General features: G+C 71.9%; 23 protein-coding genes. 14 read left to right on the forward strand and 9 right to left on the reverse strand.

Translation table 11 applies throughout. The features are described 5' to 3' along the window. Nucleotides 1-116 precede the first annotated feature (116 nt). Nucleotides 117-773 carry a GIY-YIG nuclease family protein gene (locus GGG17_RS05615; RefSeq protein WP_154592794.1) on the reverse strand — a complete coding sequence of 219 codons (657 nt, stop codon included), beginning with the start codon at nt 771-773 and terminating at the stop codon, nt 117-119. 92 nt (nt 774-865) lie between these two features. On the opposite strand from GGG17_RS05615, the gene GGG17_RS05620 reads away from it, so the two are divergent. Next, a complete protein-coding gene (locus GGG17_RS05620; protein WP_154592795.1) occupies nt 866-1,204 on the forward strand; it encodes a nucleotide pyrophosphohydrolase in 339 nt (112 codons plus the stop codon). 364 nt (nt 1,205-1,568) lie between these two features. Then, entirely contained in the window at nt 1,569-2,912 is a 1,344-nt protein-coding gene (locus GGG17_RS05625; protein ID WP_154592796.1) for a M20/M25/M40 family metallo-hydrolase, read from the forward strand. Nucleotides 2,913-2,925: 13 nt separating this feature from the next. Here the strand turns inward: GGG17_RS05625 and GGG17_RS05630 are convergent, their stop codons facing one another. Beyond that, the gene (locus GGG17_RS05630) at nt 2,926-3,111 is read right to left on the reverse strand and encodes a DUF5703 family protein (RefSeq protein ID WP_154592797.1); all 186 of its coding nucleotides are present in this window, start codon (nt 3,109-3,111) and stop codon (nt 2,926-2,928) included. A gap of 142 nt (nt 3,112-3,253) precedes the next feature. On the opposite strand from GGG17_RS05630, the gene GGG17_RS05635 reads away from it, so the two are divergent. After that, nucleotides 3,254-3,571 (forward strand): primosomal protein, encoded by a 318-nt coding sequence (locus tag GGG17_RS05635; RefSeq protein WP_154592798.1) that lies wholly within the window; start codon nt 3,254-3,256, stop codon nt 3,569-3,571. A gap of 186 nt (nt 3,572-3,757) precedes the next feature. After that, entirely contained in the window at nt 3,758-4,615 is an 858-nt protein-coding gene (locus GGG17_RS05640) for an undecaprenyl-diphosphate phosphatase (protein ID WP_288799672.1), read from the forward strand. Nucleotides 4,616-4,854: 239 nt separating this feature from the next. Here the strand turns inward: GGG17_RS05640 and corA are convergent, their stop codons facing one another. Beyond that, nucleotides 4,855-5,859: a magnesium/cobalt transporter CorA gene (corA, locus tag GGG17_RS05645; protein ID WP_311966449.1), complete on the reverse strand. Its 1,005-nt coding sequence runs from the start codon at nt 5,857-5,859 to the stop codon at nt 4,855-4,857. An 83-nt stretch (nt 5,860-5,942) separates the two neighbouring features. On the opposite strand from corA, the gene GGG17_RS05650 reads away from it, so the two are divergent. From GGG17_RS05650 to GGG17_RS05670, 5 genes are all read left to right on the forward strand, one after another. After that, a complete protein-coding gene (locus GGG17_RS05650) occupies nt 5,943-6,671 on the forward strand; it encodes an Rv2135c family putative phosphatase (RefSeq protein WP_288799668.1) in 729 nt (242 codons plus the stop codon). Nucleotides 6,672-6,680: 9 nt separating this feature from the next. Further along, on the forward strand, nt 6,681-7,238 hold the full coding sequence (locus tag GGG17_RS05655; RefSeq protein WP_154592799.1) for an Rv2134c family protein: 558 nt from the start codon (nt 6,681-6,683) through the stop codon (nt 7,236-7,238). Between the two features lies 1 nt (nt 7,239). Then, a complete protein-coding gene (locus tag GGG17_RS05660; RefSeq protein ID WP_311966450.1) occupies nt 7,240-8,157 on the forward strand; it encodes an Rv2133c family protein in 918 nt (305 codons plus the stop codon). A gap of 212 nt (nt 8,158-8,369) precedes the next feature. After that, nucleotides 8,370-9,629 carry a cysteine--1-D-myo-inosityl 2-amino-2-deoxy-alpha-D-glucopyranoside ligase gene (gene mshC / locus GGG17_RS05665; RefSeq protein WP_311966451.1) on the forward strand — a complete coding sequence of 420 codons (1,260 nt, stop codon included), beginning with the start codon at nt 8,370-8,372 and terminating at the stop codon, nt 9,627-9,629. 206 nt (nt 9,630-9,835) lie between these two features. After that, entirely contained in the window at nt 9,836-10,315 is a 480-nt protein-coding gene (locus tag GGG17_RS05670) for a DUF2087 domain-containing protein (RefSeq protein ID WP_154592801.1), read from the forward strand. Nucleotides 10,316-10,745: 430 nt separating this feature from the next. On the opposite strand, the gene GGG17_RS05675 is transcribed toward GGG17_RS05670, so the two are convergent. Beyond that, nucleotides 10,746-11,615, reverse strand: coding sequence for a PAC2 family protein (locus tag GGG17_RS05675; RefSeq protein WP_289033810.1), 870 nt, complete (start codon nt 11,613-11,615; stop codon nt 10,746-10,748). 90 nt (nt 11,616-11,705) lie between these two features. On the opposite strand from GGG17_RS05675, the gene metH reads away from it, so the two are divergent. Next, nucleotides 11,706-15,326 carry a methionine synthase gene (metH, locus tag GGG17_RS05680; protein WP_154592802.1) on the forward strand — a complete coding sequence of 1,207 codons (3,621 nt, stop codon included), beginning with the start codon at nt 11,706-11,708 and terminating at the stop codon, nt 15,324-15,326. Between the two features lie 29 nt (nt 15,327-15,355). Next, nucleotides 15,356-16,018, forward strand: coding sequence for an HAD family hydrolase (locus GGG17_RS05685; protein ID WP_230082730.1), 663 nt, complete (start codon nt 15,356-15,358; stop codon nt 16,016-16,018). Between the two features lie 138 nt (nt 16,019-16,156). On the opposite strand, the gene GGG17_RS05690 is transcribed toward GGG17_RS05685, so the two are convergent. After that, nucleotides 16,157-16,960 carry a hypothetical protein gene (locus GGG17_RS05690; protein WP_230082731.1) on the reverse strand — a complete coding sequence of 268 codons (804 nt, stop codon included), beginning with the start codon at nt 16,958-16,960 and terminating at the stop codon, nt 16,157-16,159. A gap of 31 nt (nt 16,961-16,991) precedes the next feature. Next, complete coding sequence (locus tag GGG17_RS05695) at nt 16,992-17,864, reverse strand: RecB family exonuclease (protein WP_154592804.1); 873 nt, start codon at nt 17,862-17,864, stop codon at nt 16,992-16,994. Nucleotides 17,865-17,921: 57 nt separating this feature from the next. Here GGG17_RS05695 and GGG17_RS05700 point away from each other — a divergent pair, with 57 nt between their 5' ends. The 3 genes from GGG17_RS05700 to arc all read left to right on the forward strand — a co-directional run bounded on the left by GGG17_RS05700 (nt 17,922) and on the right by arc (nt 21,996). Further along, nucleotides 17,922-19,106 (forward strand): M50 family metallopeptidase, encoded by a 1,185-nt coding sequence (locus GGG17_RS05700; protein WP_154592805.1) that lies wholly within the window; start codon nt 17,922-17,924, stop codon nt 19,104-19,106. Between the two features lie 68 nt (nt 19,107-19,174). Further along, a complete protein-coding gene (locus tag GGG17_RS05705; RefSeq protein WP_154592806.1) occupies nt 19,175-20,365 on the forward strand; it encodes a tRNA (adenine-N1)-methyltransferase in 1,191 nt (396 codons plus the stop codon). Further along, entirely contained in the window at nt 20,362-21,996 is a 1,635-nt protein-coding gene (gene arc, locus GGG17_RS05710; RefSeq protein WP_375804504.1) for a proteasome ATPase, read from the forward strand. The genes GGG17_RS05705 and arc overlap by 4 nt, the downstream gene beginning before the upstream one ends. Before the next feature lie 160 nt (nt 21,997-22,156). Here the strand turns inward: arc and GGG17_RS05715 are convergent, their stop codons facing one another. From GGG17_RS05715 to GGG17_RS05725, 3 genes are all read right to left on the reverse strand, one after another. After that, entirely contained in the window at nt 22,157-22,531 is a 375-nt protein-coding gene (locus tag GGG17_RS05715) for a DUF3054 domain-containing protein (protein WP_154592807.1), read from the reverse strand. Between the two features lie 65 nt (nt 22,532-22,596). Further along, entirely contained in the window at nt 22,597-22,806 is a 210-nt protein-coding gene (locus GGG17_RS05720; protein ID WP_154592808.1) for a hypothetical protein, read from the reverse strand. 96 nt (nt 22,807-22,902) lie between these two features. Next, entirely contained in the window at nt 22,903-24,255 is a 1,353-nt protein-coding gene (locus tag GGG17_RS05725; protein WP_154592809.1) for a M20/M25/M40 family metallo-hydrolase, read from the reverse strand. Nucleotide 24,256: the final 1 nt, after the last annotated feature.

Consider the following 24,256-nt stretch of genomic DNA (forward strand, 5'->3'; position numbering starts at 1 on the left):
GGACAGAGAAGATGGGTCACTAGGTGGAAGCCAGCACTGAACGCGTTCGCCATCACCTTCGCCGACCGCATGCCCGCGGCGGAGGACCGCTGACCATGCAAACGCCACTTACACCGTTAGCCGGACAGTCCCAGGATCAGCTGACCCGTGGCATTCGAGACGCGGGCATCCACGATCGCGTCGTGAATTCGGGCCTTCGCCGCAAGCTGCTGCTGGGTGAGTTTGTGGAAGGGCGATGCCTTGAACAGCGCCGACTCGCGCACGATCTTCTCGGTGGGGAACAGGACGTCGTCGTGCCGGCGCAGCTGGTTCCAGGTGTCACGGAACGCCGCATCGAGCAGGTCCCGGGAGTAGTAGTCGTTCTGGGGATTGTGCTTCCGGTTGTGCAGCCGCGCGACGGCGTCGGAGCCGTTGAGCCAGTGCATGAGACGGTTCTCCACGTCGAGCGTCATCGACTTGGTGAAGTGCTGGTGGCCGATCACGTACATCTGAGCGTCCGTGGCCTTGGCAAGATCCGCCCAGTCCTCCCGGACAAGGATGTCGGCGCGCAGGTGCTGCACGGTCCGGCTGCGGATGTCCGAGGTCTCCCCGACGTACACCTCGTAACGTCCGGCGCCATCGCCCTTGTGCACGACGTAGACGGTCGGGAAGTCCAGCAGGTGTCGCGCCAGACGACGCTCGTCGTCGGTGCCCGCCCGCTGCAGCTCCTCGACCAGGTCGGTGAGGGCGCTCTCGTGGAAGTGGATGCGCCTCACGAACGCCTTACCTGCCACGGGGCCTCCGGATCCTCTGCGACGTCGGGAGCGCCAGCCTACGAGGTGGCCCCACGTGCTGTGGGGCGCAGCGCCGTGACAGGCTCAGCCGTATGAAGTCCAACGCCCCCCTCTCGGACCTCGCCGCCCGCGCCGCCGCCTTCACCGCGGAGCGCGACTGGGCGCAGTTCCACGACCCCAAGTCGCTGATCCTGGCGCTGACGGGGGAGGTGGGCGAGCTGGCAGAGCTGTTCCAGTGGGCCGCGCCCTCGGGTGAAGGCGTCTCGACCACCCGCGCCGGGGAGGAGATGGCTGACGTGCTGATCTATCTGCTGCACCTGGCGAACGCCCTCGACCTCGACCTCGGCGCTGCCGTCACGGCCAAGATGGACGCCAACGACGCGCGCTTCGCGGTGACGGACGTCAGGAGCACCGCACCTCGCAAGGCCTGACGCGGCGGCCTCGCAAGAGCCGAGCGGTCTGTCGGTGGTAGCGGCTAGCGTCGACCACGTAGCGAGAAGAACCACGGGAGGCCGCCATGGGAGACGCGATCGTTGAGAAACTCACGCGCGAACAGGCCGGGCAACAGTTGCACGCCATCGAGGCGCAGATCGGGCCTATCAGCGCCGCCCGTGCGCGATCCAGGGCGGGTCTCCTCACCAATACATAAGAAGACCTCCTGCTTTGGGCTGACTCGCTGCGTTGGCTCCTCGCCGACCAGTGAAGACCGTGGACGGGAGGTGAGCGCCGGGCCTGAGGCCGTTGGTCGTGGCGGTGGCCGGGGGTGCGTCATACGGAAGGGATAGGGTCGGGGGCATGACCGACTCGAGCGCCCAGACGACCGTGACGGACCCGACGCAGGAGGTCGAGCGCATCTGCCGCGACCTCATCCGGATCGACTCCAGCAACTACGGCGACGGGTCGGGGCCGGGGGAGCGGGCCTGCGCGGAGTACGTCATGGAGCAGCTCACCGAGGTGGGGTTGGACCCCTTCTACGCCGAGTCCGAGGACAAGCGGGCCAACGTGTCGGTGCGCGTCGAGGGCAGCGACCGCGAGCGGCCCGCGTTGGTCGTGCACGGCCACCTCGATGTCGTGCCCGCCGACGGGGGGGACTGGTCGGTGGACCCGTTCAGCGCCGAGGTCAAGGACGGCTGCATCTGGGGACGCGGCGCCGTGGACATGAAGGACATGGACGCCATGATCCTGGCCAACCTGCGCCACCTCGCCCGCACCGGCACCAAGCCGCCGCGCGACGTGGTCTTCACCTTCTTCGCCGACGAGGAGGCGGGCGGCGTCAAGGGGTCCAGCTGGATGGTCGACCACCACCCCGAGCTGTTCGAGGGCGCCAGCGAGGCGATCAGCGAGGTCGGCGGCTACTCCGTCACCATCCCGCGCAAGGACACCGGCGATCAGGTGCGCGCCTATCTCCTGCAGACCGCCGAGAAGGGCATCGCCTGGCTGCGCCTGACCGCCCACGGTCGCGCCGGCCACGGCTCGGTCCCCAACGACGACAACGCGATCGTGCACCTCGCCCAGGCGATCGAGCGCATCAACGCCCACAAGTGGCCACGCACCTACATCGCCAGCGTCCGCGAGCTGCTCGACGGGCTGTCCTCCGTGACGGGCACGGGCTACACCGACGAGGACGCGAGCGAGCTGCTCGAGCACATCGGCGGCGCACGGGGATTCGTGCTCGGCACGCTGCAGGACACGAGCAGCTTCACGATGCTCGACAGCGGCTACAAGCACAACGTCATCCCGCAGACCGCTTCCGCGACGCTGGACTGCCGCTACCTGCCGGGCCACGAGGACGAGCTCATGGACACCATCCGCGCCCTCGCCGGCGACCGGGTCGAGGTCTCGGTGCACCACCGCGACACCGCGCTCGAGGCCCCCTTTGGCAGCGACCTCGTGGATCGTATGGCGGACGCCCTGCAGGCCGAGGACCCCGGATCGCTGCTGCTCCCGTACTGCCTGTCCGCCGGCACCGACAACAAGGCCCTGTCGCGGCTGGGGATCACGGGCTACGGCTTCGCCCCGCTGCGCCTGCCCGCCGACCTGGACTTCGTGGGGATGTTCCACGGCATCGACGAGCGGATCCCCGTGGACTCCCTGGAGTTCGGGACGCGCGTGCTGCAGCGGCTGCTCGCCACCTGCTGAGCCGTATGCCTACTCAGGCGGTGCGGGTCACCCGGATCACGCGGCGGCGGATCTCGGCGCGGCGCACCCCTCCCCAGTAGAGCGACATCCGGGTCAGCTCCCAGTGGCCGTACTCCGCCTCGTCGGTCAGCGCCTGACGGATCTCGCCGCGACTCGCGTCCCGGCGGAACGTCACGGTGCGGTACTCGTACTCCGCCATACGGCTCGGCTCCCTCCATGTCCCACGGTCCCACGGTCCCGACAAGCCAGATCCCGGCTCCGGCCCGTCCCTCGGCACCACCATGCCATGAACCCCCAGGTCCCATGGCTGTCGTCCGCGTCGACGGGGTAACGTCTGTCCCATGAGCACCGAGCCGCGCGCCGCCCTCGCCACCTTCATCTCCGCGATCGAGCGTCACTTCGAGGCTGCGGCCTCGCGCCGTGGCGACGACGACCCCGCCGTGGTCAACGCCTACCAGGAGCTCGCCGACGCGTTCGAGGCCTACGACGAGGCCCTCGACGACGCGTTCGGGGAGGTCACGCCGCTCGGCATCTACACCGACGACGACGATGACGACGACGAGGACGGCCCCTACGTCGGCCTCGACGACGAGGAGTACGAAGACGACGACGAGGATGACGAGGAGGAGGACGGCGACGACCGCCGCCCCCGCCGCTGACGGCTTCTCGCCATACCGGCTGGTCGTCCACCACCGCACCGGCCGCCCGCGCGCCTGACGACGCCGAGATCCACCCGGATCTCGGCGTTGTCAGCGTTCGTGGAGGCGGCAGGGGCCACAATGGTCGGCGGCCCACCCCTGCGGGCCGTCCCTGCACCCCCACTCACCGACGCGAAAGCGAACCACGTGTCTGCCCTGAGCTATCTGGACTCGATCATCCTCGGGATCGTCGAGGGAGTCACCGAGTACCTCCCCGTCTCCTCGACCGGCCACCTCACCATCGCCGAGAAGATGCTGGGCCTGCCGATCGACGACCCCGCGATCACGTCGTTCACCGCCGTCATCCAGCTCGGGGCGATCCTCGCGACGCTCATCTACTTCTGGGGCAAGATCAAGGCGATGTTCCTCGCCTGGGTCGCCGGCCTCCGCGACCCGAAGGCCCGTGAGCGGCAGGACTACTCGCTCGCGTGGGCCGTCATCGTCGGCTCGATCCCCGTCGTCGTCGCCGCCCTGCTCTTCAAGGACCTGATCAAGGGGCCGCTGCGCAGCCTGTGGGTCGTCGCCGGCGCCCTGATCCTGTGGAGCATCGTGATCTGGGCGGGGGAGCGATACCACGCGCGGCTCGTCGCCGCCGGCCAGGACCGCCCCGAGGGCAGCCGGGTCACCGTCAAGGACGGCGTGATCATCGGCCTCATGCAGTGCTTCTCGCTGGTCCCCGGCGTGTCGCGCTCCGGCACCACGATCACCGCCGGGCTGTTCCGCGGCCTCGACCGGGTCACGGCCACCGAGCTGTCGTTCTTCATGGCGATCCCCGCGCTGGTCGGCGCCGGCCTCTACGAGCTCAAGGACGTCAACACCTCCGTGGTCGGCCTCGGCCAGCTGGCGGTCGGCACGATCGTGTCCTTCGTCGTGGCCTACGCCTCGATCGCCTGGCTGCTGAAGTTCGTGAAGAACAACAGCCTGATGTTCTTCGTCTCGTGGCGCGTGCTGGTCGGCGCGGCCGTGCTGGTGGCCCTGGCCGCCGGGTGGATGTCCGCGACCTGATCGCCGGGCCTCACGTCGTATGCCGGAACCGGTCGCGTCACGACGAGGCGGCCGGTTCTCGGCATACGGCCTTGAGCACGGTGGGGGCCACGGCCAACGCGCGTCGGGGCCGAGGTGCGTCGCACCAGCAGTTTGGCCACGTCAGGCGCCCCAAGGCGTGGCGAAAGTGCGTCGCACCAGCAGTTTGGCCACGTCAGGCGTTACGTGTGGCAAGTCCGGCCGTCGGGCGGATCCAGGTCTCAGAGCCACCCGGAGCGCTTGAAGCGGCGGTAGAGGAACGTGCAGCCCGTCACCATCAGCGCCATCACCACGAAGTAGCCGTAGTAGAACTCGTGCCCGCCCACGTCGACGCTGGCCTTGAGCTCGGGCATGTACTCGAAGTTCTGGCCGTAGATGCCGGCGATCATCGTGGGGAGGACGCCGATCGCGGCCCACGCGGAGATCTTGCGCATGTCCTCGTTCTGCTTGACGCCGATCTGCGCGAGGTGGGCGTTGAGCACGTCGGTGAGCAGCCGGTCGTAGGACTCGACGTGGTCGTTGACCTTGAGCAGGTGGTCGAGCACGTCGGCGAAGAACGGGCGAGCCGCCTTGTGCACCACCGGCACCGAGCGGTCCTTGGCGAGGCGGCGCACCGGCTCGGCCAGCGGCACCGAGGCCCGCTTGAACTCCAGCACCTCACGCTTCAGCTCATAGATCTCGGACGCGTGGTCGCCCTTGGCGCCGCCGAAGATGTCGCGCTCGATCCGGTCGAGGTCGTCGTCCAGCTCCGCGTCGATCACCAGGTAGTTGTCGACGATGGAGTCGAGCACGGAGTAGAGCACCGCCGCGGGGCCGTGAGCCAGGTGCTCCGGCGCCAGCTCGAGGCGCGCGCGGACGCCGGCCAGGGGGTTGGCCTCGCCGCTGCGGACCGTGAGGGCGAACTTGTCGCCGATGAACAGCATGACCTCGCCGGTCTCGACGTCGCTCGTGCGCTCCACGTAGCGCAGCGTCTTGACCACCATGAAGATCGTGTCGTCGTAGATGTCGAGCTTGGCGCGCTGCTCGCCGGTGAGCGCGTCCTCCACGGCCAGGGGGTGCAGCCCGAGCTCGTCGTTGACGAGGGCGAACTCCTCGTCGGTCGGGTCCTTGAGCCCGATCCACAAGAACCCGTCGTCGGCGCGGTCCCGCAGCGCGGCGAGCTCCTCGCTCAGGTCCCCGCAGGGCATCCGGCGGCCGTGGCGGTAGAGAGCTTGGTCGACGATCACAACCAGCAAGGGTACGGCCTGCAGGGTCGCGAGGCTGCGGGACCGTCGAGCCGAGGGGCGGTGGCGCGTGGCACAGTGGTGCTGTGCCCACGCTGCTGCTCGTCCGTCACGGACGCACCGACGCCAACGCGACCGGACTGCTCGCCGGCTGGACCGAGGGGGTCGGCCTCGACGACCAGGGACGAGCCCAGGCGCGCGACCTCGCGACCCGCCTCGCCGGGCTGCCCGTCCGGCTTGCTGCCGTCTCCCCGCTGCAGCGCTGCCAGGAGACCGCGGACGAGCTGTATGCCGCCGCGCGGGCGCACGACGGCGGCTGGGGCGAGGCGCGCCGGGTGACGGTGGACGCGATCGGGGAGTGCCACTACGGCGCGTGGACCGGGCGTCCGCTCGCCGAGCTCGCCCAGGAGGACCTGTGGCGCACCGTGCAGGACCACCCGTCGCGGGCGCGCTTCCCGGCGTCGCAGGAGCACGCGAGCGAGTCCATCGCCGACCTGCAGCACCGCGCCGTCGCCGCCGTCCGCGACCTGGACCGTCTCGTCGAGGCCGAGCACGGGCCCGACGCCGTGTGGCTGCTCGTCAGCCACGGAGACGTCATCAAGGCGATCCTCGCCGACGCCGCCGGGTCGCACCTCGACCTGTTCCAACGGTTCGTCGTGGGCCCTGCGTCCCTGTCGGTGATCCGTTACACGGCGACGCGGCCTTTCGTCATACGCCTCAACGACGGAGGCCATGACCTCTCCGGGCTGGCCCCCACCCGCCCGAAGGACGAGACTCCGCGCGGTGATGCCGCCGTGGGCGGTGGGACGGCTTAGGGTCGGGACATGCCGCAGCAGATCTTCGACCCGCCCGAGAGGTTCGTCTCCGGGACCGTCGGGCCGCCCGGGCAGCGCACGTTCTTTCTCCAGGCCGCGGGTCGCGGCCGGCTGACGAGCATGTCCTTGGAGAAGCAGCAGGTCCAGATCCTCGCCGACCGCTGCAACGACCTGCTCGACGTGCACGCCCCCCTCACCGGCTCCGACGCCGCCGCCGCGCGACTCGTCGACAACGAGCCGCTCGGCACCCCCATCGAGGACGAGTTCCGCGTGCAGAGCATCGGGCTCGCGTACGACGACCGCCGCGACGTCGTGATCATCGACTGCTCTGACGGCGACCTCGAGGAGCAGCCCGACCCCGAGGACGTGGCCGCCCACGGGCTGGACGGCGCGGTGCCCAGCGACCCGCAGGTCGTGCGCGTCGTGCTGACCCCGGCCGCGGCGCGAGCCTTTGCCCGCCGATCGCTGGCGCTGGTGGCGGCGGGGCGCGCGCCCTGCCCCTTCTGCGGCGAGCCGCTCGACCCCGAGGGGCACATCTGTCCGCGCGCCAACGGCTACAAGCGGTGACGTGAGTCCCGACGAGACGCCGGGCGAGGAGGCGCGCGAGGCGTCGGGTGAGATCCCGCCCGAGCTGATGCTGCCCAACCCGGTGGTCGATCCGACGGACCGGGCCGCCGTCGAGGCCATGCTCGGACGCCTGGCGGGGGAGGAGCTGCGCCTGGTGGGGCAGCTGGTGGAGGCGTCCAACGGCGTGTTCCTCGGGCTGGTGGGGGACGGCGAGGACGAGAGCGGGCAGGCGCCGATCCGCGTGATCTACAAGCCGACGCGCGGCGAACGCCCGCTGCACGACTTCCCGCCGGGGACGCTGGCGCAGCGCGAGACGGCGGCGTTCCTGGTGTCGCACGAGGGCGGGTATGCCGTCGTGCCGCCGACCGTCCTGCGCGAGGGGCCCCTCGGCCCCGGGTCGGTGCAGCTGTGGATCGACCACGACGCGGACGCAAGCCCGATGGTCGACCTGGTCGCACCCGACGCGATCGGGGAGGGCGTGATCCCGGTGTTCACGGGGGAGACCCCGGCCGGCGAGCAGGTCGTGGTCGTGCACCGGGACGACGAGGCGGCGGCGCGGTTCGCGGCATACGACTGCGTGGTCAACAACGCCGACCGCAAGGGCTCGCACGTCCTGGTCGACCCGACCGGTCGCGCGTGGGGGATCGACCACGGGATCACGCTGCACGCCGAGCCCAAGCTGCGGACCGTGCTGTGGGGCTGGGTCGGTGACCCGCTGCCCGCGGCCGAGGTGGAGCGCCTGTCGCTGCTGGAGTCGCTGCTCGGCGAACCCGGGTCCGCGCTGGTGCAGGGGCTGGTGGGGCTGCTGAGCGAGGACGAGATCGCCTCGCTGGCGGCGCGCGTGTCGGCGCTGCTGGCGGCCGGCACCTATCCCGAGCCGAACCCCGGGCAGTACCCGATCCCCTGGCCCCCACTCTGACCTACCGGGGGTAGGGGCATCGACCGGGCTTCGTTCGCCAGGCTGATGATCCCGCCGGGGGTAGGGGCACCAGCCGGGCTTCGTTCGCCAGGCTGATGATCCCGCCGGGGGTAGGGGCATCAGCCGGGCTTCGTTCGCCAGGCTGATGATCCCGCCCCCGGTAGGTCTGGACGCGGGCAGGGGTTGTCCGCGGGCGCCGCTAGGCTCTGCGCGTGAAGTCCTGGCCCGCACCCGCCGTCCCGCCCGTCCCCGGCAGCCCGCTGCCCGTACGCCTCCACGACACAGCGCGAGGCGAGGTGGTCGAGCTGTCACCCGGCCCAACGGCCCGGATCTACTGCTGCGGGATCACGCCCTACGACGCGACCCACATGGGCCACGCGGCGACCTACGTCACCTTCGACCTGCTCGGGCGCGCGCTGCGCCAGGCGGGGCACGAGGTGCACTACACGCAAAACATCACCGACGTCGACGACCCCCTGCTCGAGCGGGCCGCCCGCGACGGTGTCGACTGGACCGCGTTGGCCACCAAGGAGATCCAGCTCTTTCGCGATGACATGACCGCGTTGCGGGTGCTGCCGCCCGACCACTACGTCGGCGTCGTCGAGTCGGTCGAGGCCATCGCCGACCAGGTGGCCCAGCTCGTCGAGACGGGGGCGGCATACCCCGTGCCGGTGCCCGAGGGCGAGCATGACCTGGTGCGCGAGGGCGCGGCCGACTACTACCTCGACCTGGCGCAGCAGGAGAGCTTCGGCGAGGTGTCGGGGTGGAGCCGCGACCAGATGATGAGCGTGTATGCCGACCGCGGCGGCGACCCCGACCGGGCCGGCAAGCGCGACCCCCTCGACCCGCTGCTGTGGCGCGCGGAGCGGCGCGGCGAACCCGCCTGGGCCGGAGGGCTGCTGGGCTGCGGCCGACCGGGCTGGCACATCGAGTGCACCACCATCGCGCTGGACACGCTCGGCATGGGCTTCGACGTGCAGGGCGGCGGCACCGACCTGATCTTTCCCCACCACGAGATGTCCGCGGTCCAGGCCGCCGGGCTGACGGGGAAGCGTGGGTTCGCGCAGGCCTACCTCCACCAGGCGATGGTCGGCCTCGACGGCGCCAAGATGAGCAAGTCCAAGGGCAACCTCGTGCTTGTGTCCCGGCTCCGCGAGACGGGCGTCGACCCTATGGCGGTGCGGCTGGTGCTGCTCGACCAGCACTACCGCACCGACTGGGACTGGACCGAAGACCTGCTCGCTCGGGCCCAGGACCGCCTCGACCGCTGGCGCGTCGCCGTCGCGCGTGAGGCGGCACCGGATGCGGATGAAGTCGTGGCCCAAGTCCGCGCCGCCCTGTGCCAGGACCTCGACACCCCGGCCGCGCTGGCCGCCGTCGACGCGTGGGCCGCCGCGAGCGGGACGGATGCGGGAGCCGGTGGCGAGGTCGTGGCTGCGCTCGACGCGCTGCTCGGCGTCGACGTGCGCTGACCCCGCACAGCGGGTTGACGGTCGGCATACGGGTTGGGCAGGCTGGGCCCCAGCGGCGTCGCCCGACGCCCAGCCCGCGCACCGGTCCCCAGCCCGTGCCGCACCGGGCCAAGGGGAGCAGATCCTCGGACGAGCAACCACCACATCGTCGGCGACCCGCTGCGCGCGTGGGCTGGGGCACGCAGGCGCAGCGTCGAGGACCCACGATGACCCAGGACGCAGACCTCAAGACCGTCATCCGCGCGCGCATGGAGCGCACCGGTGAGACCTACACCGCGGCGCAGGCGGCCGTGCTCGCCCTCCCGCCCCCCGAGGTGACCCGCGCCGTCGACGAGATCGCCCGGCTGGTGCGGCCGTTCGTCGACGGGGAGCGGATCGTGTCGATCCCCGTCAAGAGGCGCCGGCGGGTGGCCGTGCTGCTGCACCTGCTCAGCCGGTTCGAGATCGGGCGGTCGTATGCCGAGAGCGAGGTCACCGCGATCCTCGGCGCGGCGCACGAGGACCACGCCTGGCTGCGGCGCGAGCTGGTGAACTACCGCTACCTGCACCGGGACTCGGGGATCTATCGGGTCACGACGAGCGTGCCCGAGCGCGACGCCACCGAGGCGCAGGAGATCCCGGTGGACGAGGCGGCGTTCCTGCGCAGCCTGCGCACCCACCGCGGGCAGGTCCAGGCGCCGGGGTAGCAGGGGCGGCGAAGCTGCGTCGAGCCAGCACCTTCAGCACGCCATGCGGGCCTGCACATGACAAAGCTGCGTCGAGCCAGCACCTTTAGCACGCCACGCGGGCCTGCACGTGACAACGCTGTGTCGAGCCAGCGCCTTCGTCACGTGAGGGCGGCCTCGTGGCCCGGACACTCGGCGCGGCGACGGCGACCACGAGTGCCGCGGGCCGCCTCCGGCATACGGCCACGCTCACCCCGCGCCATTGGTCACCAATGACGTTTTGGATCGTTCCAAAGGGGTGCGATCCGATCATTGGTGACCAATGGCGCCAGTAGGGCGAGCGGGGGCGGGATCATCCGCCTGGGGCACGGAGGCCGGCTGATGCCCTTACCGGGGGCGGGATCATCCGCCTGGGGGACGGAGGCCGGTCGATGCCCTTACCCCCGGTAGGTCAGTGCTTGCCGGGCGGGGTGCCGGGGCCGTCGGTGTCGCGGCGACGCAGGAACTTCTCGAACTCGCGCGCGATCGCCTCGCCGCTCGCCTCGGGCAGGTCCGCCGTGTCCTGCGCCTCCTCCAACGACGAGATGTACTCCGCCACGTCCTCGTCGCCCGACGCCAGCTCGTCGACGCCGTGCTGCCAGGCCACCGCGTCGTCGGGGAAGTCGCCCCGCGGGATCGTGATGTCCAGCAGCTCCTCCAGGCGTCCGAGCAGCGCCAGCGAGGCCTTGGGGGAGGGCGCCGACCCGGCATAGTGCGGGATCGCGGCCCAGGCGCTGACCGCCGGCATACCGATCTGCTCGGCCGCCAGGTTGAGCACCCCCACGATCCCGGACGGTCCCTCGTAGCCGGACGGCGAGATGTCGAACCGGTGCGCGAGCTCGGAGCTCTCGGAGGTGACGTCCGTGCCGATGGGGCGGGTGTGCGGGATGGGCGCCAGGTAGGCGCCGAGCGTGATGAGCAGCTCCACGCCGGCCTGCTCGGCGAGGTCCAGCAGCTCCTCGGTGAACGCGCGCCACCGCACGGACGGCTCGATGCCCTCGACGAGCAGGACGTCGCGGTCCTCGCCGTGCAGCGTCGCGTGCAGGATCCGCGTCGTCGGCCAGGTCACGAGCCGCTCGCCGTCCTGGCTGACGATGCGCGGACGCGTCACCTGGAAGTCGTAGTACTCCTCCGGGTCGATCGCGGCGACGGGCTCGGCGTCCCACGCCTGCGACAGATGCGACACGAGGTCGGTGGCGGCCTCGCCGGCGTCGTTCCACCCCTCGAAGGCGGCGATCATGACGGGTCGCCGCAGCGGCGGTAGGTCATCGAACTGGATCACGCGCACTCCTGGTGGACCGACTGGTGGACTGACTGCGGACTGACTAGCGGGCTGACGGCGGGATGACGCAACACGGACGCGTCCACGCCAATGCTTCGACCCAGCCTAGACTTCGCCAGGTCCCCGACTGCAAAGGCAGGCCCAGCCGTGAGCGCACGCTCGGACGAGCTCCGCACCGCACTGACCCGACGAGTCCTGGTCGCCGACGGCGCCATGGGCACGATGCTCCAGGCGGCCGACCCGAGCATGGACGACTTCCAGGGCCACGAGGGCTGCAACGAGATCCTCAACGTGACGCGCCCGGACGTCGTCCGCTCGGTGCACGACGCCTACTTCGAGGCCGGCTCGGACCTCGTGGAGACCAACACCTTCGGCGCCAACTACGCCAACCTCGGCGAGTACGACATCGTCGACCGCATCTACGAGCTGGCGCGCGCGGGCGCCGAGATCGCCCGCCAGTCCGCCGACCACTGGTCGACGCCGGACAAGCTGCGCTATGTCATCGGGTCGATGGGCCCGGGCACCAAGCTGCCCTCCCTCGGGCACATCGACTACGCCACCCTGCGGGACGCGTATGCCGAGAACGCCCGCGGTCTGATCGACGGCGGTGCCGATGCGCTCCTCGTCGAGACCGTCCAGGACCTGCTGCAGGCCAAGGCCGCGGTGGTCGGCGCCAAGCGCGCGCTGGCCGCGGCCGACGAGACGCTGCCGGTCATCGTCCAGGTCACTGTCGAGACCACGGGCACGATGCTGCTCGGGTCGGAGATCGGCGCGGCGCTGACCGCCCTGGAGGCGCTCGGCATCGACGCCATCGGGCTCAACTGCGCGACCGGCCCGGCCGAGATGAGCGAGCACCTGCGGGTCCTGTCGCAGCAGTCGCGCATCCCGGTGACCTGCATGCCCAACGCCGGCCTGCCCGAGCTGACCAAGGACGGCGCGCGCTACCCGCTGCAGCCGGACGAGCTGGCGGCGGCGCACCGCACCTTCACCCAGGACTACGGCGTCGCCCTGGTCGGCGGCTGCTGCGGCACGACGCCCGAGCACCTGCGCGCCGTCGCCGCGGCGGTCGGCGGCCGACCCCTCGGCGAGCGCACCCCGCGGCCCGAGCCCGGCGTCGCCTCGCTCTATGCCCCCGTGCCGTTCCGCCAGGACGCGTCCTTCCTGTCGATCGGGGAGCGGACCAACGCCAACGGCTCCAAGGCCTTCCGCGAGGCGATGCTCGCCGAGAAGTGGGACGACTGCGTCGAGATCGCCCGCGCCCAGACCCGCGACGGCGCCCACCTGCTCGACGTGTGCGTGGACTACGTCGGACGTGACGGGGCCGCCGACATGAGCGAGGTCGTGTCCCGCTTCGCCACCGCCAGCACCCTGCCGCTGGTGCTCGACTCGACCGAGCCCGCCGTGATCCAGGCCGGGCTGGAGCGCCTCGGCGGCCGCGCCGTCATCAACTCCGTCAACTTCGAGGACGGCGACGGCCCCGAGTCCCGCTACGCCAGGATGATGCGCCTGGTCGCCGAGCACGGCGCCGCCGTCGTCGCCCTCACCATCGACGAGCAGGGCCAGGCCCGCACCCGCGAGCACAAGGTCGCCGTCGGGTCACGCCTGATCGAGGCCCTCACGACCGAGCACGGCATGCACGTCGAGGACATCGTCGTCGACTGCCTGACCTTCCCGATCGCCACCGGCCAGGAGGAGACGCGCCGCGACGCCATCGAGACCATCGAGGCGATCCGCGAGCTCACCACCCGCTACCCGGGGGTGCAGACCACCCTCGGCGTGTCCAACGTGTCCTTCGGCCTCAAGCCGGCGGCGCGCCAGGTCCTCAACTCGGTCTTTCTCGCCGAGTGCGTCAAGGCCGGCCTGACCAGCGCCATCGTGAACTCCGCCAAGATCGTGCCGATCTCGCGCATCCCCGAGGACCAGCTCCAGGTCGCCCTCGACCTCGTGCACGACCGGCGTGAGTGGGCCGGCGAGCCGGGGGAGTCCGAGTGCACCTACGACCCGCTGGCCCGGATGCTCGAGCTCTTCGAGGGTGTCGACTCGACCTCCCTCAAGCAGGAGCGCGCCGACGCCCTCGCCGCCCTGCCGCTAGAGGAGCGCCTCGGCCAGCGCATCATCGACGGCGAGCGCAACGGACTCGAGGCCGACCTCGACGAGGCCATGGCCGCCGGGCACGACCCCCTCGCCATCATCAACGACATGCTCCTGGCCGGCATGAAGACCGTGGGCGAGCTGTTCGGCTCCGGCAAGATGCAGCTGCCCTTCGTCCTGCAGTCGGCCGAGACGATGAAGGCCGCCGTCGCCCACCTCGAGCCGCACATCGAGGCCGCGGCGGGCGGCGGCAAGCGCGAGGCCAAGGCCAAGGTCCTGCTCGCCACCGTCAAGGGCGACGTCCACGACATCGGCAAGAACCTCGTCGACATCATCTTGTCCAACAACGGCTTCGAGGTCGTCAACATCGGCATCAAGGTGCCGGTCAACGAGATCATCGACAAGGCCGAGGAGCACGCGGTCGACGCCATCGGCATGTCCGGGCTCCTGGTCAAGTCCACCGTGATCATGAAGGACAACCTCCTCGAGCTGAACTCCCGCTCCCTCGCCCACCGCTGGCCGGTCCTGCTCGGGGGCGCGGCCCTCACCCGGTCCTACGTCGAGCAGGACCTCGCCGAGCTGTATGACGGGCACGTGCGCTACGCGCGGGACGCCTTCGAGGGGCTGCGGCTCATGGACGCGGTGGCCAAGGCCAAGGCGGACCCCACCGTGCAGCTGTCCGACGCCCTGCCCCCGCTCCGCGAGCGGCGGGTCGCAGCACGGCATACGGAAGCCGCCGAACCCGTCGAGGTCGACACCCGGCGCTCCGACGTCGCCGTCGACGTGCCCATCCCGACCCCGCCGTTCTGGGGCACGCGCGTCGTCAAGGGCATCGCGACCAGCGACATCGCGGGCTACCTCGACGAGCGGGCCACTTTCCTCGGCCAGTGGGGGCTCAAGCCGTCGCGCGCCGACGACGGCCCGTCCTACGACGAGCTCGTCGAGCGCGAGGGCCGGCCGCGGCTGCGCATGTGGCTCGACCGGATCAAGACCGAGGACCTCGTGCAGCCCGCCGTCGTCTACGGCTACTTCCCGTGCTACAGCGAGGGCAACGACCTCGTGGTGCTCGAGCACACCGAGCGCCCCGACGGAACGATCGAGCTCGGCGGCGAGCGGGCCCGCTTCACCTTCCCGCGCCAGGGCCGCGACCGGCGGCTGTGCCTGGCCGACTTCTGGCGTCCCAAGGAGGCCGTCGAGGCCGACGGGCAGCCCGACGTCGTCACCTTCCAGCTCGTGACGATGGGTGACCGGGTCGCCGGCGCGACGGCGGAGCTGTTCGCGGCCAACGCCTACCGAGACTACCTCGAGCTCCACGGCCTGTCCGTGCAGCTCACCGAGGCCCTCGCGGAGTACTGGCACGCCCGCGTCCGCTCCGAGCTGGGCGTGTCGGGCGCCGATGCCACCGCGCTGGGCGACATCCTGCGCCAGAAGTACACCGGCGAGCGGTACTCCTTCGGCTACCCCGCGTGCCCGGAGCTGGAGGACCGCGCGACGCTGGTGGCGCTGCTCGAGCCCGAGCGGATCGGTGTGACCCTGTCCGAGGAGCTGCAGCTGCACCCCGAGCAGTCCACCGACGCGCTGATCGCGCATCACCCCGAGGCGAGCTACTTCAAGGCATGAGCGACGCGCACCCGAGGAGCACGAGCCCGATGACCGAGCGCGCCGCGCTGCCCGCCGCCGTCCTGTGGGACATGGACGGCACCCTGGTCGACTCCGAGCCCTACTGGATCGCCGAGGAGTACGCCCTCGTCGAGGCCTACGGCGGGCAGTGGTCCGACGAGCACGCGCACCAGCTCGTGGGCCAGGCACTGCTGTGGTCCGCCGACTACATCCGCGCGCACACGCCCGTGACGATGCCGCGCGAGGACGTCGTGCAGACCCTGCTCGCCGGCGTCATCCGGCGGTTCCGCGAGCACATCCCGTGGCGACCTGGCGCCCAGGCGCTGCTCGCCTCGACCCGGTCGCTCGGGGTGCCGTGCGCGCTGGTGACGATGTCGTATGCCGCTTTCGCGGACGTCATGGTCCAGGCGCTGCCCGCGGGGACCTTCGACGCGGTCGTGACCGGCGACGTCGTCACGCGGGGCAAGCCGCACCCCGAGCCGTACCTCACCGCGGCGAGCCTGCTCGGCGTGGCGCCCCGCGACTGCCTCGCGATCGAGGACTCCAACACGGGGCTGGCGTCCGCGCTGGCGGCGGGCGTGCCCACCGTGGGGATCCCGCACATGGTGGAGATCCCCGAGCAGGAAGGCCTGCGCATCGTCCCCACCATGACGGGCGCGTCGATCCCCGAGCTGTGGCGGCTGTTCGCCTGACGGCGGGTGCCGCGACCCCACACCCACCCCGAACCACCGCAACCCACGGCCCGCGACTGGTCACCAATGGCGTATTGAATCGTTCAAACACGTGGGGGAGACGTCATTGGTGACCAATGGCGGGGCGGGGGTGGTCCGTCAGCGGGAGGGGGGTCCGCCGATGAAGTCGACGACGGCGTTCCACCGGGATTCGTGGCGACGCTGGCGCGCCTGCGCCAGCCGCTCGCGCTCGCTGCCGGCCGCATAACGTCGCTGCGCCCACGGTGACCGCGGGCGGGCGAGACGGACCGCGCCGACCCAGGCGATGCCAGGCACGAACATGCCGACCACCGCCAGCCACGGCTTGCCCTTGAGGAGGCAGACGACGGCGGCGAGGACGTTGACGACCAGGACACCCGACACCGCCCAGCGCACCGCTCCGGACCCGCGCGGCGTCGACGCGAGCCCGAGCGGGTCGGTGCCGAGCAGGAGGGCGAGGGCGATGATGGCGGTGGTGATCAGGGCGGTGACGGAGGTGCGGCCCCGCGGCGCCCAGTAGACGTCCTCGAGGTGCAGCCACATCGCGAACTGGTCCAGCGTCAGCGCCGCCCCCACGCCGAACGCCGCCGCCGCGAGGTCCGCCGCCACCCCGGTCGGGCGGTAGGCCACCTGGAGGAGGCCGACGACCAGGATCAGCAGGATCCCCCACACCTGGTGGTGGATGTGGACGCCGTTGATGAGGATGTCGCGGATCGGCCCGCGTGGTCGGGCGCCGGCCGGGGCGCGGTCGGCCCGATGCCGGATGTAGCGCGTCGCCGCCCGCGTCAGCACCGTCGTCACCACGAAGGCGACCAGCAGCCACATCAGCGACACCCGCTCCGGGGTCACCCCCAGCCGGGGCAGCACCTGGGCGACGGCGCCCCCTGCGACGGCGGGCGTGGCGATCGTGTGGGCGACAGTCATGACGCCCCGATCATGTCAGGCCACGGTCGCGTCAGGCCTCGAGCGGGTCGTCCTCGTCCTCGACGTCGCGGTCGACCGGGGCCGAGGCGGCCGGGTCGAGAGCGCGCGCGACCGCCCCCTCGGGGATGGGCGGGGGAGTGCCGCCCCACGCCGGGCACAGGTCGCGGTGGGCGCACCAGTCGCACAACCGGGACCGGTTGGGCCGCCAGTCGCCGGTCTCGGCGGCCCGGACGATGGCCTGCCACAGCGCCTTGAGCTTGCGCTCGGTGGCCCGCAGGTCGGCCTCGTCGGGCTGGTAGCGCACGATCTCGGCGTTGCCGAGGTAGACGAGCTGCAGCATCGACGGCACCACGCCGCGGAGCCGCCACAGCACGAGGGCGTAGAACTTCATCTGGAAGAGCGCCTTGCCCTCGAAGAGCACCGACGGGGAGCGCCCCGTCTTGTAGTCGACCACGCGGATCATGCCGTTGGGCGCGACGTCCAGGCGGTCGACATACCCCCGGAGCAGCAGGCCGTCGAGGTCGCACTCGACATAGAGCTCACGCTCGGCGGGCTCGAGGTCGGTGGGGTCCTCCAGCCCGAACCACCGCTCGACCAGCGCCGTCGCCGAGGTCAGCCAGGTCGCGAGCTCGGTGGCCTCGTCGCCGTCCCCGATCAGCTCGGCCAGCTCGGGCCGCTCCGCCAGCAGGGCCTCCCACTGCGGCCCCACGAGGGACGCCGCGTGCTCGAGCGTGCGCTCCGGCGCCGGCACGTCGAACAGCCGCTCCAGCACCGAGTGCACCAGCGTGCCCCGCGCCGCGGCGGACGACGGCGGCTCGGGCAGCCGGTCGATCACGCGGAAGCGGTAGAGGAGCGGGCACTGCATGAAGTCGGCGGCTCGGCTCGGGGACAGGGCGGCAACCATGGGACCGACGATAGGACCTGGCACCGACATACCCCCTGCGCCACGTAGGCTCGCGCCATGTCCGACCCGCGTGGACCCCAGCCGACGCCGCCCGACCGCCCCCTCGAGCCGGCCGTGGACGCCGAGGCGCAGACCCACCCGGGCTGGCGGATCGGGTCGCTGCGCGGCACGCCGATCTATCTCGGGCGCACCTGGCCGATCCTCGTCCTGGTCATCCTCGCGACCTTCGGCCCGTCGCTGTCCCGGTCGCGGCCCGATCTCGGGGCCGGGGCGTACGCCGTGGCGTTCGCCTACGCGCTGCTGCTGCTCGTGTCGGTCCTCGCGCACGAGGCGGCGCACGCGCTGACCGCGCAGGCGTTCGGGCACCGGGTGCACCGGATCGTCGCCGACCTGATGGGCGGGCACACGTCATACCAGTCCGACAGCAACACGCCCGGCCGCAGCGCGATGGTGGCCCTCGCGGGGCCGCTCGCCAGCGCTGCCCTGGCCCTGGTGGCCTGGCAGCTCCTCGCCGTCACCCCCGTCGGGGTGCCCCGGCTGCTCATGGGCGCCATTGCCTACTCCAACGCCTTCGTCGCGGTCTTCAACCTGCTGCCGGGCCTGCCCCTGGACGGCGGGTTCGTGCTCGACGCTCTCGTATGGCGGATCACGGGTCGCCGCACGGCGGGCCTGCTGGTCGCGGGGTGGAGCGGACGCGTCCTCGCGGCGCTGGTGGCCCTGTGGTTCATCGGGAGGCCGCTGCTCGCCGGCCGGGCACCCGACTTCTTCTCGATCGCCTGGGGCGCGCTCATCGGCAGCTTCCTGTGGGCGGGGGCCGGCGGCGCGATCCGCTCGGCCCGGGCCCGCGCGCTGCTCGACCGGGTCCGCCTCGGCGACCTGCTGCACCCCACGGCCCTGGTGCCGACCGGCTCCTCCGTGGCCGACGCGGTGCGGCTCCTCGGCGCCCAGGGAGCGCAGGTCGTCGCCGTGACGGACGCGCGGGGGGTGCCGACGGCGGTGGTCGACCCGCGCGCGGTCCAGTCGGTGCCCGTGGACCAGCAGGCCGCCACCCCCGCCCTCGCCGTGGCCCACCAGCAGCCGTCCGGCTGGGTCGTCGACCTGCCGCCCGACGCCCCCGTCACCGACGCGGTCGAGCGGATGGCCCAGCTCGGGGCCGGCGTGGTGCTGGTGCGGTTGCCGAGCGGCGGCCACGGGCTGCTCGACGCCGGGGAGGTCGAGGACGCGGCGACGCGTCGCGCCTGACCCGCAGGAGGGCCCGGCGCCGAACGCGGTCGGGGTCTGTCGGTGCGGCTCACTACAGTGGGAGGACCATGACGACACAGCCCGACGCCACCGCGCCCCTCGCCCCGCCGCAGCCCACCGGCGCGGCCGGACGCCGAGGCCCCTTCCAGCCCGGCGAGCGGGTGCAGCTGACCGACGCGCGCGGGCGGATGCACACGATCACCCTCGCGGCGGGCGGCGAGTTCCACACCCACCGCGGCCGCATCCTGCACGACGGCGTCATCGGGCTGCCCGACGGGTCCACGCTCACCAACACCGCCGGCGAGGAGTTCCTCGCGCTGCGCCCGCTGCTGTCGGACTACGTCATGTCCATGCCGCGCGGCGCCGCCGTCGTCTATCCCAAGGACGCGGGCCAGATCGTGCAGTATGCCGACATCTTCCCCGGCGCCACCGTCGTCGAGGCCGGAGTCGGGTCCGGCGCCCTGTCCATGTCGCTGCTGCGCGCCATCGGCGACCAGGGGCGCCTGCACTCCTTCGAGCGGCGCGCGGACTTCGCCGAGATCGCCCGCGGCAACGCCCGCACCTTCTTCGGCGCCGACCACCCCGCCTGGACGGTAACGGTCGGTGACCTGGCCGAGACCCTGCCCGAGGTCTGCGCGCCCGGGTCGGTGGACCGCGTCGTCCTCGACATGCTCGCGCCCTGGGAGTGCCTCGACGCCGTCGCCGACGCGCTCGTGCCGGGCGGCCTGCTGATCTGCTACGTCGCGACCGCCACCCAGCTGTCCCGCGTCGCCGAGGGGGCCAAGGAGCACGGCGGCTTCACCGAGCCCCACGCCTGGGAGACGATCGAGCGCGACTGGCACCTGGAGGGCCTCGCCGTGCGTCCCGTGCACCGCATGCACGGCCACACCGGCTTCCTGATCACCACGCGCCGTCTGGCGCCCGGGGTCACCCCGCCGCTGCGCAAGCGCCGCCCGGCCAAGGGCCCCGAGGACCCCGAGGAGCAGCCCTTCGGCGTGGAGGTCGACCGCGAGTGGACGCCCGAGGACGTGGGCGAGCGCGTGGTCTCCGACAAGCGGCTGCGCAAGATCCGCCGCACGGTCACCGGCGAGGCACCCCCGCCCGACATGGCGCCCCGGCGACGTGACGGCGAGGCCGGCGACGGCGACCCCGGCCCTGACGGCGACCACGGCCAGACGCCGGCGGACCGGCATACGGCCCGGACCGACGAGGACGCAACGGGCGAGGACCGCCCCGACGAGCAGGAGGTGGACCGGTGAGCTATGACCCGACCAGCGAGGCGCACGCCGCCCGCATCCGCGACCTGACGACCCAGCTGTCGGCGCTGCGGACCGCCAACGGCGCCCTCGGGCAGGCCAACGAGCGGCTCACCACGACGCTCAAGGCGGCCCGCGACCAGATCACGAGCCTGCGCGAGGAGATCGACCGGATCGCCGCACCGCCGTCGACCTACGGGGTCGTGCAGCGGACATATGACGACGGCACCGCCGACATCACCAGCGCCGGGCGCAAGCTGCGGGTCGCCGTGTCCAAGGACCTGCCGATGGCCGAGATCCGCCCGGGGCGCGAGGTGCGGCTCAACGAGGCGCTGGTCGTCGTGGGGCTCGCCGACTACGAGCAGGCCGGTGAGATCGTCATCGTCAAGGAGCGGCTCGACGACCACCGCGTGATCGTGCTGCTGCGCAACGACGAGGAGCGCGTGGTCCGGGTGGCGGGGTCCTTGGAGGGCGTGCGGCTGCGCCCGGGCGACGCCGTGCTGCTGGACGCCCGCAGCAGCTTCGTGCTCGAGACCGTGCCGCACGCCGAGGTGTCCGAGCTGCTGCTCGAGGAGGTGCCGGACATCTCCTACGCCGACATCGGCGGGCTGTCCCCGCAGATCGACCAGATCCGCGACGCGGTCGAGATGCCCTTCCTGCACCCCGAGCTCTACCGCGAGCACCACCTGCGCCCGCCCAAGGGGGTCCTGCTCTACGGCCCGCCCGGGTGCGGCAAGACGCTCATCGCCAAGGCCGTCGCCGCGTCGCTCGCCCGCAAGGTCGCCGAGCGCAACGGGCAGACCGGCGAGGAGGCGCCCAAGAGCTATTTCCTCAACATCAAGGGCCCCGAGCTGCTCAACAAGTACGTCGGCGAGACCGAGCGGCACATCCGCCTGATCTTCGAGCGGGCGCGGGAGAAGTCCGACGAGGGGACGCCCGTCGTGGTGTTCTTCGACGAGATGGACTCGCTCTTTCGCACCCGTGGGTCCGGGGTGTCCTCGGACGTCGAGACCACGATCGTGCCGCAGCTGCTCGCCGAGATCGACGGCGTCGAGCGCCTCGACAACGTCATCGTCATCGGCGCCTCCAACCGCGAGGACATGATCGACCCGGCGATCCTGCGGCCGGGCCGCCTCGACGTCAAGATCAAGATCGAGCGCCCGGACGAGCAGGGCGCGCGCGAGATCTTTGCGAAGTACCTCACCACGGAGGTCCCGCTGCACGCCGACGAGCTCGACGACCACGACGGCGACCCGGCCGCGACGGTCGAGGACCTCATCGACGCCGTGATGGAGCGGATGTTCGCCGCCAGCGAGGACAACCGTTTCCTCGAGGTGACCTACCTGTCGGGCGCCAAGGAGGTGCTCTACTTCCGGGACTTCGCGTCCGGGGCGATGATCCAGAACATCGTCGACCGGGCCAAGACCGCCGCGATCAAGGCGCTGATCACCACCGGCGAGCGCGGGCTGCGGCTCGAGCACCTGATGGACGCCTACGTTGCCGAGTTCCGCGAGAACGAGGACCTCCCCAACACGACGAACCCCGACGACTGGGCGCGCATCTCCGGCAAGCGCGGCGAGCGGATCGTCAACCTCCACACGCTGGTCGGCGGCAAGGACCTCAAGGTCGACTGACCGCGCCCGCCTCGCCGGCGCACCCGGGACCGGCCCAGCCAGAACCCGGCCGACCCACGTGGCCGCGCCCGTCGCACCCTGCACAGCGAGACACCCTCGCCCCCGGCGCGGGGTGGCGGGCGCGCGAGGTGACGGGCGCTGGGGGTGAGGGGCGTGCGGGTCAGGCGCCGGCGCGGCGCTGCGAGCGCTCCACGACGACCCGGGGCAGGAGCAGGAGGATGGCCAGCGCCGTGGTCGCGACCAGGACGAAGCTGAACGCGGTGCCGGCCCCCGTGACGGCCCGCAGCAGCATTCCGACCGCCACGGTGCACAGCCAGACCGGGACGCCGCCGCGCACGGTGGTCGGCACGAGCCGCGCCGCGAGCGCGACGCCCCACCCGACCAGCGAGCCGACCAGGAACGGCCACGCGGTGCTCAGGACCCCCACCAGCGCGCCGGTCTCGGCGTGCGAGCGTCGTCCGATCGCCGCGAAGGCGACGACGAGGAGCAGGTCCAGGAGCAGGGAGGCCGAGAGACGAGGGGCCGAGACACGCATGGCCTCGACCCTACCCGTGCGGTATGCCGCCCCCTGTCTCGGCATACCGCACGGGAACCGTGAGGTCAGGAGGCGGGTCGCTCAGCCGACGGCGCCGCGGTGGCGTCCTGGCGGCAATGCTGCGGGAGCCAGCCGCCGGCGACGGCGAGGACCGCGATGGCGATGCCGGTGGGGCCGTACTCGAGGCCGCGGTGCTCGTGCAGCCAGTACCCGAGGTAACCGAGCACCAGGCACAGGATGGGGAAGACGACGCAGTAGTACCGGTTTCGTGTCATGCCTCAACCCTGCCGGGCGGCGGGCGGACGGCATACGCACAGCAGTCAGGGGTGGGGCATGACACCTGTCATGCCCCACCCCTGGTGCGCGGGCGGTCAGCCGGAGGAGCGTGCCCCCAGCTCGGTCAGGAAGCGGATCTGCGCGAGCATGATCCGCTCGATCTCGGCGGGGTCGACGGACTCGTCGGGGCCGTGGATCTTGGCCTTCTCCTCGTCCTCGGGGCCCCACAGGATCGCCTCGGCGCCGGGGGAGGCGTGCAGCAGCTCGGTGACCAGCGGGATCGAGCCGCCGGAGCCGACCTGGGCGGGCGTGCTGCCGTAGACCTCCTCGAGCGCGGCCAGCGCGGTGGCCGTGATCGGCCCGGACGTGTCGCCGAGGAAGGGGGAGCCGGCCTTGTCGTCGGAGAACTCCAGCGTCGCGCCGTAGGGGGCGTGGCGGCGCAGGTGCTCCATGACCGTCTCGAGCTCCTGGGCCATGTCGGCCCCGGGGGCGATGCGCACGGAGATCCGGGCCCGCACCGACGGGACGAGCGCGTTGGAGCACTGGTCGACCGGGACCATGTCGAGCCCGATGACCGTGGCCGAGGGGCGCGACCACAGCCGCGACGCCAGCGGTCCGGTGCCCTGCAGGCCCACGCCGTCCTTGGCCCCGGCGGACGCCGCGAACTCCGCCTCGTCCACGTCCGCGCCCTCCCACTCGAAGGAGTGCAGCCCCTCGATGACGGTGTTGCCGTCCTGGTCGTGCATCGTCGACAGCAGCTGGATCATGCCGACCAGGGCGTCCGGCGCGGCGCCGCCGAAGAGGCCCGAGTGCACCGCGTTGTCCAGCGTGGTGAGCGTGACGGTGAACGCCACGTCACCGCGCAGGCCGGAGGTGATGGACGGGACGCCGACCTTGGACGGGCCGGAGTCGCAGATGATGAACGCGTCGCTGCGCACCATCTCGGGGTTGGCGGCGACCCAGTCCTCGATGTGGCTGAAGGTCTCCTCCTCGCCCTCCAGCAGCAGCCGGACGGTGCACGGCGGTGTGCCGTCGAAGGCGCCCATGGTGCCGAGGATCGCGATGACGCCGGCCTTGCAGTCGGCGGTGCCGCGGCCGTAGATGCGGCCGTCGTCCTTGCGCGTGGCGACCCACGGGTCGGAGTGCCACTGCTGGGAGGACGGGCACGGCTGCACGTCGTAGTGCGCGTACATCGTGACGGTGGGCGAGCCCTCGGGGCCGGGGACCACGGCGTGGATCGCGGGGTAGCCGCCCGGGATGTCGAGCAGCTCGACGTCCGCCACGCCGTTGCGGCGGAACATCTCGAGCAGGTCCTGGGCGATGGCGTCCATGGGCTCCCGGGGGTAGCCGGGGAAGGCTACGGACGGGTGGCCCACCAGGGTGGCGTGGTCCTCGAGCAGTCGGGGCATGGCCTCGCGGGCGTAGTCGCGGGCAGCGGACAGATCCATC

Source organism: Arsenicicoccus cauae, assembly GCF_009707125.1.
Lineage (GTDB): Bacteria > Actinomycetota > Actinomycetes > Actinomycetales > Dermatophilaceae > Arsenicicoccus > Arsenicicoccus cauae.